We start from the raw sequence: 11,791 nt of genomic DNA, 5'->3' as shown, positions 1-11,791 counted from the left end.
CTTATTTTTCTGTAGGGATTTCCATGGTGAGCTCAACCCGGCGGTTTTGAGCACGCCCTTCGCTGGTGTCATTCGAGTCTAAGGCGCGAGTGTCGGCGTAGCCAACGGCGCGTAACCTATCGCTGGCAATACCGTTCGCTTCAAAATAACGCACTACGCTGCCTGCCCTAGAACTAGATAGCTCCCAGTTAGATGGAAAACGGCTACTGCGAATAGGTATGGAGTCCGTGTGGCCTTCGACGGCAATTTGGAAGTTGTTTTTCTTCAATACGTTAATTAACGATTGCAGCACTGTAACCCCTGCCAGACTTAGATCTGCTTGGCCAGACGGAAAAAGAATTTCACTATTGATACGAAAACTGACCGTTTCGTCGTTTAACACCACATCAATATCATCGCTTAGCCCCTCTAAGCCTAAGTCCTCTAGGCGATGAGCCGATTGTTCATCTTCTGCTAGTGGAGTGTCGGCTGGTGCCCCGCCTTGGTATGAGGGGGTGCCATTGGCATTGATGCTTACCCCAGCAAACTGCCCGTCTGCACGGGTACCCACTACAATAGCATTGGCGTCTTTATCGGTACCGTATTCAAACTCGCCCTTGCCTGCAAAAGCTAACATGACGATCATTAATACTAATAATAAAGTCATCATGTCTAGGTAGGTCGCAAACCACGTTTCTTCCTCTTCGCGTGGTTGCATAGTGCTGTCGCCCAACGCTAACCAGCTTTTTTGTGGGGTGCCGCCGTTACGTGAGCGCAGAACCATACGTGCTTGTTGTAGCTCTGCTTCCAGTGATTTGGCTTTGGCGGTGAGTTGACCAATCAGTTTGTTATCCGCGTTCATACCTAGTCCTCGCCGTAATAACGGCCATTGCCATCATTAATTTCATCTTGGTACTGGGCCATAAAGGAATTTAAGGTTTCCCGCATCATGGCTGGGCCACGTTTTTGGCTCATCATGGATACGCCTTGGAGGACCATGTTCATAAGTACCAAACGCTGTTCAGTACGGCGCTCTAGCTTGACAGCTACAGGTTTAAAAAGCAGATTGGATAATAAAATGCCATAAAAAGTGGTCATTAAGGCTAAGGCCATTTGTTGACCAATAATGGTCATATCGCCATCACCCAATAAGAACATCAAGTTAACCAAACCGATGAGCGTACCCACCATGCCAAAGGCGGGGGCATAGCTAGCCATCACACGGAAAAGCTGTGCTTCAGCGTATTCACGAGCCCGCATGCGTGTAATACGCCATTGAAGTAGCTCCAGAATTTCCTCTTCGGGGGTCATGTCAATAACCAGTTGCACGCCAGTTTTTAAAAACGGGTTAGAGATTTGCTCTAGCGCGTTTTCCACCGCTCGTATATCACCGGAAACCCACAACCGCGAAATATCTATTAGTTCATCAATGTCGTGCTGGGCGTACAGTTTTTCATTGCGTAATACGGTCCAGATCAAACCAAAAATGCGCACCACCTCGCTAAGAGGGTAGCTAATAAAAGTGGCCGCCATGGTTCCCACTACCACCACCAATATACTGGGGATATCAAGAAATAAGGAAGGATCAACAGCGGTGTAAAAGATGACTACGCCTAGCAAAAGAACGCTAGCGACTATGCCAATAAGGGTTGATGGATTCATTTCACGCCTAAATAACGGCTCTAGGTAGAGACGTTAACTATTTCTAACAAAACTATAATAATAAATGAATAATAGTTAAAAAATGTTAACACAAATCAAATGACATGCAGTTATTCCCACCAAATATTCACTTGGGATTTAATAAAAACAGGCGGTTGTGCCCCTGCCCAACCTTGGATTTTATGTACGATTAATATAGGGCTAACCGCACTGTATTGGTTAAAGGCCTGGGTGTATAATCGTCCCCCTACAATGGGCAAACATGACGATGTGTCATTAATACACGCAAAACTTTCAATCACAGCAGCTACCGATGGCGAAACTTGAACCATAACGGCTGTAAACCTCTGGTGTTCAGCAGGTGGGTGTAATGCATTAATAGCTGCGTAACGCTGGGTAACTGGCTGATTAAGCTGATACACCGCAGGGCTAACTTGCTCAAATGCCCATGCTTGCTGGGCCATTACCCTAGAGGTGCACAGGCCCATTGCCATAATTAAGCAAAGACAAAGAAACGATAGGTTACGGGTCTTCATTTATTTTTTAAGATTAGCCTATAAGTTGTTAATTTTATGAAAGATATCTGATATTATCTTGGCATGGCTTATGCTTAATACAGGTCTTGGGTACCGCTTATGCTTTTATATCATTCTTCTACACGCCTCTTACGCCGCAACACGGCCAGATTCCTTGCTTTATTCACTGTTTTAACCCCTTTAACCGCTCAAACCCTAGACCCTATACCGGTTAAATACCATACGCCTTATAGTCAATACAGCGCTAATTTACAGCCTGTAGCTCTTGCACCATCACAAAGTCCCCTACCTCCAGCCTTATTACCCAAGCAATCCACACCGCTGCAATCTGAAATTGCCTATGTACAAGACATTAAAACAGGCAAATCCATCTACCAAAAAAATAGCACGCAGGTGCGCCCAATTGCTTCAATTACAAAGCTCATGACTGCTTTAGTGGTGCTCGAAGCCAACCAAAATTTAGACGAGGTTCTAGAAATAACCAGTGCTGACGTCGACCACCTGAAAAATACGACCTCTCGCTTATCTGTAGGCTCTAAGTTAACTCGGTCCGAGCTCTTGCATTTAGCCTTAATGTCATCTGAAAACCGAGCGGCTAATGCGTTGGGCCGTCATTATCCTGGCGGGCTTAGCGCATTTGTACGGGCTATGAACGATAAAGCTCGCAGTCTAGGTATGCGCCAAAGTTTATTTGTCGAGCCTACCGGCTTATCTAGCTCAAACGTTTCTAGTCCTCATGATTTAGTGCTTTTGCTACAAGCTACAGCTAAACAGCCGCTAATTCATCGTTACAGTACCAGCGATAAACTCACCGTCACGCCTAAACCAGGGCGTCAACTGGTCTTTGGCAACACCAACCGCTTAGTTCAAAACGATAAATGGGATATTCAGGTATCAAAAACAGGCTTCATTAATGAGGCCGGTCAATGTTTAGTGTTATTAACTAAAATGGAAGGACGCGAGGTCGCTATTGTGCTGATGAATTCCCAAGGCCGTTACTCACGTATAGGTGATGCAATTCGTTTACGCAATTTAGTCGAAGGCTCGAATAAACTTGCTATGCTATAGGTTTGATAACAAATACCTAGTGTTTTATGTGTATAGCATACTTAGCACTGGCCACTGATCCTCAGTGGCCTTTATTTATTGCAGCAAATCGCGATGAGTTTCATGCTAGGCCCACTCGTGCAGCAGCACCGTGGCCACAGCAGCCAACCATTTACGGCGGGTTGGATTTACAAGCGGGTGGCACATGGTTTGCTGTAAACCAAAATGGCCGTTTTGCGTTGCTGACCAACCATCGCAACCTGCTTTTACCTCAGCCTGCTTTACCTTTATCTCGTGGTCTGCTTTGTAAAGAGTTTGTTGAGCAAACCATAGCGCCCGCAGAGTATCTGCATCAAATAGTCCAACAAGCCGAGCGTTATGCTGGGTTTAATTTGATTGTAGGACAGTGGCATCCAGACCAGCAGCAATTTGACTGTTTTTATTACAGCAATCAACGTCAGCAACCCCCTGTTGCCCTTGCACCTGGTCACTATGTGTTGAGCAATGATTTTTTAAATACCCCTTGGCCCAAAAGCCAGCGCCTTGGGCAACATCTTAGGGCTTTTTTACAGACATCAACCTCTACGGCTACTGATGAGGTTTACCAAATTTTACGGGACTCTGTGGTCGCTCCACAGCATTTGTTGCCTCAAACTGGATTAAGCCTTGAACGAGAGCAGTTGTTAAGTAGCCCCTTTATCATCAGCCCAGATTATGGCACGCGTAGCTCCAGTGTATGGGCGGTGCCACAAAGCGGACATAGTGTTTTGCACGAGTGTAGTTATAATTCCCAAGGAATAGAAACAGAGCGACACAGTTGGCCAATTACACTGGCTGCTTACTGAGCCTGCTCTACAATACATTAATGGCTTTATAAAAAGGATTGGTTATGCGCCTCTGGTCTTCTTTGCTGCTTGCAATGTGTAGTATTTTACCAGTTCAAGCCCAAGAGCTACCTGCTGTAAAATTCTATCAAAGCACAGCGTATATTTGTGGCGGCATTGGCAGTGATGAAGCCAATGCATTTAAGGCAGCTCTAAAAAACTTTCCCTTGTCTTTGCATTTTGGACAGCAACTGGGTGAACGCACCGCGTTTATTGCAGACATACAGGTTGTTATCCGTGACGAGCAAGATCAGGTAGCTGTAAATATTAATAGCGAAGGCCCATTTTGTTTGTTAGACATTGATCCAGGCACCTACCAGGTGTATGGCACCTACGAAGGTCAAACTTTGCATCAACAAGTTGTTGTTCAGCAATTAGGGCATACAGTGCGTTTTGTTTGGCCGGAACTCCCCACTAATCACTAGGACACGCCATGGCACAGTTTGCTGTAATAGGTTTAGGTCGTTTTGGATCAGCAGCATCATTAGAGTTAATGCGCATGGGGCATTCTGTTTTAGGTATAGATAACGATCCTAAAATAGTTGATAAATATGCCGATCATCTATCACGTGCTGTAATTGCCGATGTCACGGATTCTGCCGCAGTTCAAGAGTTAGGTTTAGATAACTACGACGTGGTACTTATTGCTATTGGTGATGACGTTCAAGCGTCACTTGTTAGCGTGGTTCATTTAAAAGCGGTAGGCGTCACTAAAATCTGGGTTAAAGCCATATCCCATGCACAGCATTTAATCCTACATAAGCTAGGAGTAAGCCGTATTATTCACCCCGAAGAAGAAATGGGGGTGCGTGTCGCTCAAATGCTTAGTTATCCCATGGTAAATGATTACATTTCATTGGGTAATGGTGAGTTTGTCGTGGAAATTACTGCTAGCGAACGCTTAGATGAAATCAGTTTGGGCGAGGTTTTACACCAAGACAACAAAACGGTAGAGGTTTTGCTAATTAAGCGTAAAACTCAAATTCTCGTGCGCCCAGCGGATGATTTCATCTTACAAGCCAAAGATGTACTGGTTATATTTGGTCCGCTACAGGCGTTACGCAATATTGCACCCAAACTTATCTAAGCACTATGCCCGATCAAAAACCCGTTCGCTCGTTGCGTGACTTAGGGCTAAAAGCGACACCTAAAGCCAATCTTCACGCTAGCCCGCCGCTGGTACTGGCTTTGGGTTTTTTAGCCTTAATTATTTTGGGCACGTTGTTGTTTAAAATGCCTTTTTCTACCAAGGCACCCATTAGCTGGTTTGACGCTTTTTTTACCGCAACCTCAGCTGTGACCGTGACAGGCCTAATGGTAATCGAACCCGCCACAGTTTTAACTACCACGGGTCAAATCATTATGACCGTGTTAGTACAAATCGGAGGACTTGGCTTTGTCACCTTTGCGGTGTTAGCTATGTTAAGCCTAGGCAAACGCATAAGCTTAAAACAACAGGCTCTTGCGCTCGAGGCTTTTAACCAAACCAACGTCTCTAAGATCAAGCAAACCGCTTTTTCAGTATTTAAAATCGCTTTTGGCATTCAGTTTATCACTATGATTTGGCTCACCATTTGGTGGAGTCAAGCGTATGGGCTCAAAGAGGCTGCCTATTTAGCGTATTTTCATGTGACTATGGCTTTTAATAATGCTGGCATATCGCTGTATGAGCACAGCCTGATTGGTTTTGTGCATGACCCCATCAGCTTATTAACCCTTTCTTTGATGATTGCTTTGGGCGGATTAGGGTTTCCTGTCATTATTAATCTATTAAATAAGCGGCGCTGGTCACTGCTGATGCCCTACACTAAGTTGATCTTAATTGGCACAGCAGTTTTAAATATAATGGGTTTTATCGCTCTTTGGTTATTTGAATCTGGCAATCCTAGCACGATTGGCGAGTTACCTTTACATGAACAGGCTGCCGCCTCGTGGTTACAGATAGTTGCAAGCCGAACCTCTGGCTTTATTGCCATGGAACCCCAGCAAATGGAGACCAGTTCGATCCTATTGATTATGCTGTATATGTTTATTGGGGGTGGCTCGCTCAGTACAGCTAGTGGTATTAAGCTGGGTACTTTTATTGTTTTAATTGCTGCAGTGGTTTCTTATTTAAAGCATCGCGAGGAAGTAGTACTAATGCAGCGTACCGTCGTACCCGATACCGTACAAAAGTCGTTGTCGTTGGTTTTAATTACCTTTAGTTTGTTTTTTATAGGCTTGCTATTAATTTCTTTATTTGATCGATTGCCTTTAGATAGCTTGATGTTCGAGGTGATGTCGGCAATTACGACTACGGGCATGAGCTTTGGTATTACGGCCGAGCTAAGCCTACCTAGTCAGTTTGTGTTGAGCATCCTGATGTTTGCAGGCCGGTTAGGCCCTTTAACATTAGTGTATAGCCTTGCTACACGGCGTCGTAGTCGTATTCGCTATCCTGAAATGCACTTCCAAGTCGGTTAACGTAGCGAGTAATAATCCACATCCAACTCTACCGTATTCCTTTTTTTATCCACCTCACCAAATACCTCTACATTTACGGGCGGTGTCAAAGGTAAAAGTCGGCTGAGCTTTTCATCTACCTCTATTTGGATTACGCCTGTGTCATCAGTTAATATGTATTTTTCGCTGCTTAATTGACGACTCACCTGCCCTCTCAAGGAAACGTATTGATCATCTTGGCCCGAAGCCAAAACTTCTGCCACGGTCGTGTGTACGGCCTCACTTAAACTGGTTGGTGTTGCTATAGTTTGGGTTACACCCACTGTGTTTAAGCCTAGACCAACAGCAACAATAATCGCAGATACGATATTTTTTTTCATGGCACCTCCTGAGTTTGGCTAAAGTCTTTTATGTATTTACTTACTGTACCAAATTCATCTTTAAGCAAGCGCTTTGAAACGTAAGAAACTATTAATTCCTGTCATATGAACGCATATATTTTTGACACAGAAACCACTGGTACTAGTCAGCCTGATATTATTGAGGCGGCTTGGCTGCAACTGGACGACGTCTCAACGTTGGGCGTGGTTAGCGAGTTTGAACAACGCTACAAACCATCACATCCAAACAGTTTAGGGGCATTAGCGGTGCATCACATTTATGATGAAGAACTAGAAAACTGCCCACCTTGTGCCGAGTTTAAATTCCCTGGCAATGCGTTGTATATGATTGGTCATAATGTGGACTATGACTGGAATGTCTGCGGCCAACCCGATGTGAAGCGCATTTGCACTTTAGCTTTAAGCCGCTATTTGTTGCCACAGTTGGATAGCCACTCGCAGTCTGCATTGATGTATTATTTTTTCCGTCCGCACGCACGTGAACGCTTAAAAGCCGCCCATTCAGCATTAGCAGACGTACACAATTGCCGTTATGTGCTGCAAAAGCTACTGGCTTTATTACCTCAGCCTGTGCAAAGCTGGGAACAGCTGTGGGAGCTTTCTGAAACAGCTCGCTTACCGCGCGTAATGCCCTTTGGTAAACACAAAGGCACACCCATTGCAGAACTGCCCCTTGATTACCAAGACTGGGTATTACGTCAAGATGGTATGGATGGCTATATCAAACTAGCCATTCAAAAAGCACGAGCAGCAGCACGGGCTACCCCATAAATTGCCCAAGGGCATGAATAATAATGCCCACTACCCCACCCACTAACGTGCCATTGATACGGATATATTGTAAATCTTTCCCAATGGCATTTTCTAATTGATACACCAGCTCATCCTCTTCCCAAGCATTTACACGATCCGCAATGTAATGAGCAATTTGCACCCGATATTTAGCAATCAAGGGGGGGGCGAGCTGCAAAAGCTTTTCATTTAAAAGCTGCTCCATGGCTTTGTCATGCAATATGTGATGAGCGACTTGGCGTAATCCAGCATTAAGCTTTTGTTTAAAAACAGACTGCTCATTCTCTAAGTCGCGCTCTACCCAATCTAAAGCCTCTGTCCATAATGAAGACAAATACCGTGTTAGCACAGGGTCATTAATAATTTGCTCTTGAATAGTATGTACTTTCAGTGCAAAGCTAGGGTCTGACTGTAAACGCATCACAAAGGTTTTTAAATGTGCACTAAAACTATAACGCAGTGCATGATGCGGGTCTTCTGATACCGCCTGCACTTCGTTTGCTATCAATTTAACTATGCGTTGCGTGCCCCATTCCCCTACATAATTACTAATGGATTTAACGTGCACTGTACGCTTTACTTCGGCAGATAACTTTTCAGCGATGAATTGTTGAATTTCCTCTTTTTGTAAAATTGAACTGAAGCCCTCTAGTGCATGATTTAGAAGCTCTTGGTGGCGTTGATCTGCTGTTAATAACTCTAATACTTGGGCCAGTAAGCCCGAGAAATTAATGGACTTGAGGTTATTGATTGCCGTTTGTTGAATAAATTGCTGAGCACGACTATCACGTAATGCGGTTAAGCTATGTTGCGCTAAAAGCGCAGAGTAGTCCGATATACGTTCAGCATTTTCCTTTCGTGCTAGCCACCGCATAAGCTGACGAGGCAATTGCCATTGTTGGAGCTTTTGTAAAACCTGATCGGTAGATAAAAAATGCTCGCAAATGAAATCAGCTAAATTGCGTGCAATGCGAGCCTTGTTACGCGGAATAATCGCCGTATGCGGTAAGGGCAAGCCTAGCGGATGCCTAAACAATGCGGTTACAGCAAACCAGTCTGCTAAGGCCCCAACCATAGCAGCCTCGCTAAAAGCAATCACATAGCCCCACACAGGAGCATCTGTCTGTAAAAGCTTAGCCCCTACAAAAATCAAAAGCGCAGCCACAAAAAAAGAGGTGGCTAACGCTTTGCTTTTGACTAAAGGAGAAAGCTTTTTAGAGGTCATACCTTTTGTAGAGCTTTAGCATGAATAAAAGCCGTTTGAAAATTGCCCTCTAGGTCAAACCAGGCACACTCCACACGCCCATGGGTTAGGCCTAGCTGAGTTATTGTCATGGTAGGCCCACCGCTATTTAGCTTAACCACATCACCAATTTGAAACATTTATTTTTTTCCTATATAATCTTTTTTGCTTTGAACAAGCACACTATAGTTTGGATTTTAAAGCAAAACGCTGATTTAAGCAGTGATTTGACAAAATTTAAAAGCATATGCTATAGTTACATCTTTCGGGGCGTAGCGCAGCCTGGTAGCGCACTTGCATGGGGTGCAAGGGGTCGAGTGTTCGAATCACTCCGTCCCGACCAAAATTACCCTACAAAATCAAGCATCTAGAGCTTTTTAGCTTTAGGTGCTTTTTTGTTTTGGGCGTTTGGTGGACCACCAAACTCCTACACCAGTTAGCCTTAAAAAAACATTGATATGCGGGTCAGTACCGCTACATTAACGTGCTGATCCCAGGTGCAGAGCACCGACCCCCTGAAGCGCTGCAAGTCTCTGAGTAAATGCGTGACTTTATCCACTGGTATAACACCGATGCACAGCTGCTACACTTTTATAGAACGCGCAGCATATGTGCGTGGTGAGTTCGCAAAGATCCACCCGCTTGTCGATGGAAATGGTCGCGCTTCGCGTTTATTAATGAATTTAGAACTAATGAAAGCGGGTTTTCCTGCCACGGTAGTCACAGTAGAACAACGTCTAGCCTATTACGAAGCATTAGATACAACCCATTGCTCTGGCGATTATAGGAATTTTATTGAGCTCGTTGCAGACAGTGTGGAACAGAGCTATAAGCCGTGCTGATGGGCGCTTGGTGTAGAAAAGGATGTAGAGAGGTAATTGGGTCAGCTAGAGTTTGAATAACATCATTTAAGCAATATCTTTTTGCTAGTGGTGAGTCATCGCGGATTGTCCCAAGACCCTGAACCGTCGAGAGCCGTTTTGCTAGGATGATTAAGAATACTAAGGTAAATCTCATGAGATTATTTACGATGATGAAAACCTAATTATCATGGTCTATCAAAACAGGACTACTGCAGACGGCTCTGATTATCTTTTTCGTTGTGGCGAATTGGATTAAGACCATGAGTCATCTAAGACGCAGCGTGGCTAGATAGCGGTTAAGGTGTAACATATACACTTGTTGTCTCAGTCGTTGCCGATCCTACAAAAAAGTCCAACTTAAAGCTGGACTTTTTTTGTATTGGGCAATGTCCAAAACTCCATCTCATAAGAGTTATATCAATGGTTTAGACGGCTAAAAATACATCCGATTTTTTGAAAAACTCGCTGCTTTTTTAACAGTTTTATCAAATAATAAGATGCTATTACGTAGACTTTTACCATTAGTTAAGCGCATCATCCCTGATTAAAGACCTCTAGGGTTCAGTATGGTTTAAATTCACTGGGTGAAATATGGTATAACTCCAAAAAATCACCGTTGATGACGCTACTGTCACGAACATTACTCGCTGTGGTGCCACAGCCTGCTGTTGTTATGCTGCTGGGTTATTACAATGGTTTAATGGAAACGATACTCCTGCTGCGTTCACCAGCTAATACAGAGCGCTTGATAAAGTGTATTGCACAGGTGATTACGGAGATTTTTTGTACTAGTGATTGATAACGTAGAGCTGAGTTTGCCCTTTTCTAAAAAATCAAAATTCCAGCACTACATCACTACGAGCAAACGAGCAGCAGCTTAATATATATCCCTCGGCCAACTCCTCGTCACTTATGCCCCCATTATGGTTAATCTCGATCTCACCCTCAATTTTTTTCACTTTGCAGGCCCCGCACACACCTACACCACACGCCTTAGGCACATTAACGCCTAGTTGCATCGCTGCTGCATGTAAGGCTTGATTTGACTCCAGATAAGCGGGTTGTTCTTGGTTTACAAAATGGACGGCAAAACCTGATTTATCTTGGGCGCTTTCTGTTTTTTCAAATTCCTCCAAGCGATCATGAATTTGTTCACTTATTGCCTCTGGCGTCTCTCCAAATGACTCTTCATGATAGTTCTCCATCGGAAAACCAATGCCTTCCAATATATAACGTACTGCCTTCATAAATGGAGCAGGCCCACAGCAATACACCTGCCGCTCAAGTACATCAGGGGCCATCTGTTTAAGCATATCTGTATTGAATAGCCCTCTATAACCTGCCCAAACATCCCCGCTTTCTAGTTTTTCACAAACAATATGTAGTTGAAAGTTGGTGAGTCGTGATGACATCCACTCGAGCTGATGCTTAAAAATAATATCTTTAGGTGTACGTACACAACTAACAAACACCGTGTCTACGGCAGCATTAATATCAAACCACCAGCGCGCCATGGACACCACTGGCGTGATACCAACTCCACCGGACAAAAGTAATGCTTTTTCAGCGGGTTTATCAATGCAATTAAAGGATCCTGCTGGTCCATGCACGACCACCCGATCTCCTTCTTTTAGATTGTCATGCAACCAATTGGAAACCAAGCCCCCTGGGGCGCGTTTTACGGTAATGTTAAAGTTATAAGGTAATGAGGGGGCCGACGAAATGGTATAGCTACGCATCACCGGTTTACCATTGATCTCTAGCTCCAAGGTTACAAACTGCCCAGGCTTAAAGAAAAACAAAGTGGGTTGTTCTGCCTCAAAACAAAAACTCAATACATCCCCAGTTTCTCGAATAATCTTGGCGCAACGCAAGGTATGACGACCGTTAGCCCATGCCTGCGTAGTGAAAGGGTTCAATGCTGAATAGTTCATAAACCACC

The 11,791-nt window shown here is 44.2% G+C and carries 14 protein-coding genes and 1 tRNA gene; 8 read left to right on the top strand and 7 right to left on the bottom strand.

Annotation, left to right across the window (positions count from 1 at the left end; all coding sequences use genetic code 11):
• Position 1: 1 nt before the first annotated feature.
• The 3 genes from ACBP46_RS05600 to ACBP46_RS05590 form a co-directional block, all read right to left on the bottom strand.
• Complete coding sequence (locus tag ACBP46_RS05600; protein ID WP_371015752.1) at positions 2–841, bottom strand: OmpA/MotB family protein; 840 nt, start codon at positions 839–841, stop codon at positions 2–4.
• 2 nt (positions 842–843) lie between these two features.
• Entirely contained in the window at positions 844–1,641 is a 798-nt protein-coding gene (locus ACBP46_RS05595; RefSeq protein WP_371015751.1) for a motility protein A, read from the bottom strand.
• Between the two features lie 110 nt (positions 1,642–1,751).
• On the bottom strand, positions 1,752–2,105 hold the full coding sequence (locus ACBP46_RS05590) for a hypothetical protein (protein WP_371015750.1): 354 nt from the start codon (positions 2,103–2,105) through the stop codon (positions 1,752–1,754).
• A gap of 171 nt (positions 2,106–2,276) precedes the next feature.
• On the opposite strand from ACBP46_RS05590, the gene pbpG reads away from it, so the two are divergent.
• The 5 genes from pbpG to ACBP46_RS05565 are packed head-to-tail and all read left to right on the top strand — an operon-like array spanning position 2,277 to position 6,571.
• Positions 2,277–3,245 (top strand): D-alanyl-D-alanine endopeptidase, encoded by a 969-nt coding sequence (gene pbpG, locus ACBP46_RS05585; protein WP_371015749.1) that lies wholly within the window; start codon positions 2,277–2,279, stop codon positions 3,243–3,245.
• Positions 3,246–3,271: 26 nt separating this feature from the next.
• A complete protein-coding gene (locus ACBP46_RS05580) occupies positions 3,272–4,069 on the top strand; it encodes an NRDE family protein (RefSeq protein ID WP_371015748.1) in 798 nt (265 codons plus the stop codon).
• A 44-nt stretch (positions 4,070–4,113) separates the two neighbouring features.
• Entirely contained in the window at positions 4,114–4,533 is a 420-nt protein-coding gene (locus tag ACBP46_RS05575) for a carboxypeptidase regulatory-like domain-containing protein (RefSeq protein WP_371015747.1), read from the top strand.
• Positions 4,534–4,541: 8 nt separating this feature from the next.
• Entirely contained in the window at positions 4,542–5,195 is a 654-nt protein-coding gene (locus tag ACBP46_RS05570) for a potassium channel family protein (protein WP_371015746.1), read from the top strand.
• Between the two features lie 5 nt (positions 5,196–5,200).
• The gene (locus tag ACBP46_RS05565; RefSeq protein ID WP_371015745.1) at positions 5,201–6,571 is read left to right on the top strand and encodes a TrkH family potassium uptake protein; all 1,371 of its coding nucleotides are present in this window, start codon (positions 5,201–5,203) and stop codon (positions 6,569–6,571) included.
• Here the strand turns inward: ACBP46_RS05565 and ACBP46_RS05560 are convergent.
• Complete coding sequence (locus tag ACBP46_RS05560; RefSeq protein WP_371015744.1) at positions 6,568–6,930, bottom strand: YgiW/YdeI family stress tolerance OB fold protein; 363 nt, start codon at positions 6,928–6,930, stop codon at positions 6,568–6,570. The genes ACBP46_RS05565 and ACBP46_RS05560 overlap by 4 nt on opposite strands.
• Before the next feature lie 105 nt (positions 6,931–7,035).
• On the opposite strand from ACBP46_RS05560, the gene ACBP46_RS05555 reads away from it, so the two are divergent.
• Positions 7,036–7,722 carry a putative quorum-sensing-regulated virulence factor gene (locus ACBP46_RS05555; RefSeq protein ID WP_371015743.1) on the top strand — a complete coding sequence of 229 codons (687 nt, stop codon included), beginning with the start codon at positions 7,036–7,038 and terminating at the stop codon, positions 7,720–7,722.
• Here ACBP46_RS05555 and ACBP46_RS05550 read toward each other — a convergent pair.
• On the bottom strand, positions 7,712–8,968 hold the full coding sequence (locus tag ACBP46_RS05550) for a DUF445 domain-containing protein (RefSeq protein ID WP_371015742.1): 1,257 nt from the start codon (positions 8,966–8,968) through the stop codon (positions 7,712–7,714). The two genes, ACBP46_RS05555 and ACBP46_RS05550, sit on opposite strands and share 11 nt — an antisense overlap.
• Positions 8,965–9,126: a YodC family protein gene (locus tag ACBP46_RS05545; protein WP_371015741.1), complete on the bottom strand. Its 162-nt coding sequence runs from the start codon at positions 9,124–9,126 to the stop codon at positions 8,965–8,967. The genes ACBP46_RS05550 and ACBP46_RS05545 overlap by 4 nt, the downstream gene beginning before the upstream one ends.
• A 126-nt stretch (positions 9,127–9,252) precedes the next feature.
• Between ACBP46_RS05545 and ACBP46_RS05540 the strand changes: the two genes are divergently transcribed.
• A tRNA-Pro gene (locus tag ACBP46_RS05540) sits at positions 9,253–9,329 on the top strand.
• Between the two features lie 229 nt (positions 9,330–9,558).
• Positions 9,559–9,828, top strand: a complete 270-nt coding sequence (locus ACBP46_RS05535; protein WP_371015740.1) for a Fic family protein — start codon at positions 9,559–9,561, stop codon at positions 9,826–9,828.
• An 854-nt stretch (positions 9,829–10,682) separates the two neighbouring features.
• Here ACBP46_RS05535 and ACBP46_RS05530 read toward each other — a convergent pair.
• Complete coding sequence (locus tag ACBP46_RS05530) at positions 10,683–11,783, bottom strand: FAD-binding oxidoreductase (RefSeq protein WP_371015739.1); 1,101 nt, start codon at positions 11,781–11,783, stop codon at positions 10,683–10,685.
• Positions 11,784–11,791: the final 8 nt, after the last annotated feature.

The sequence above is a fragment of the Paenalcaligenes hominis genome, from assembly GCF_041359055.1.
GTDB lineage: Bacteria > Pseudomonadota > Gammaproteobacteria > Burkholderiales > Burkholderiaceae_B > Paenalcaligenes > Paenalcaligenes hominis_A.
This window is presented reverse-complemented; position numbering and strand designations above follow the sequence as displayed.

What these genes read in the sequence shown, in the direction of transcription:
- ACBP46_RS05555 (WP_371015743.1), top strand. Translation starts at nt 7,036, where the DNA reads ATGAACGCATATATTTTTGACACAGAAACCACTGGTACTAGTCAGCCT.
- ACBP46_RS05535 (WP_371015740.1), top strand. Translation starts at nt 9,559, where the DNA reads ATGCACAGCTGCTACACTTTTATAGAACGCGCAGCATATGTGCGTGGT.
- ACBP46_RS05600 (WP_371015752.1), bottom strand. Translation starts at nt 841, where the DNA reads ATGAACGCGGATAACAAACTGATTGGTCAACTCACCGCCAAAGCCAAA.
- ACBP46_RS05565 (WP_371015745.1), top strand. Translation starts at nt 5,201, where the DNA reads ATGCCCGATCAAAAACCCGTTCGCTCGTTGCGTGACTTAGGGCTAAAA.
- pbpG (WP_371015749.1), top strand. Translation starts at nt 2,277, where the DNA reads ATGCTTTTATATCATTCTTCTACACGCCTCTTACGCCGCAACACGGCC.
- ACBP46_RS05560 (WP_371015744.1), bottom strand. Translation starts at nt 6,930, where the DNA reads ATGAAAAAAAATATCGTATCTGCGATTATTGTTGCTGTTGGTCTAGGC.
- ACBP46_RS05550 (WP_371015742.1), bottom strand. Translation starts at nt 8,968, where the DNA reads ATGACCTCTAAAAAGCTTTCTCCTTTAGTCAAAAGCAAAGCGTTAGCC.
- ACBP46_RS05575 (WP_371015747.1), top strand. Translation starts at nt 4,114, where the DNA reads ATGCGCCTCTGGTCTTCTTTGCTGCTTGCAATGTGTAGTATTTTACCA.
- ACBP46_RS05570 (WP_371015746.1), top strand. Translation starts at nt 4,542, where the DNA reads ATGGCACAGTTTGCTGTAATAGGTTTAGGTCGTTTTGGATCAGCAGCA.
- ACBP46_RS05595 (WP_371015751.1), bottom strand. Translation starts at nt 1,641, where the DNA reads ATGAATCCATCAACCCTTATTGGCATAGTCGCTAGCGTTCTTTTGCTA.
- ACBP46_RS05590 (WP_371015750.1), bottom strand. Translation starts at nt 2,105, where the DNA reads ATGGCCCAGCAAGCATGGGCATTTGAGCAAGTTAGCCCTGCGGTGTAT.
- ACBP46_RS05545 (WP_371015741.1), bottom strand. Translation starts at nt 9,126, where the DNA reads ATGTTTCAAATTGGTGATGTGGTTAAGCTAAATAGCGGTGGGCCTACC.
- ACBP46_RS05530 (WP_371015739.1), bottom strand. Translation starts at nt 11,783, where the DNA reads ATGAACTATTCAGCATTGAACCCTTTCACTACGCAGGCATGGGCTAAC.
- ACBP46_RS05580 (WP_371015748.1), top strand. Translation starts at nt 3,272, where the DNA reads ATGTGTATAGCATACTTAGCACTGGCCACTGATCCTCAGTGGCCTTTA.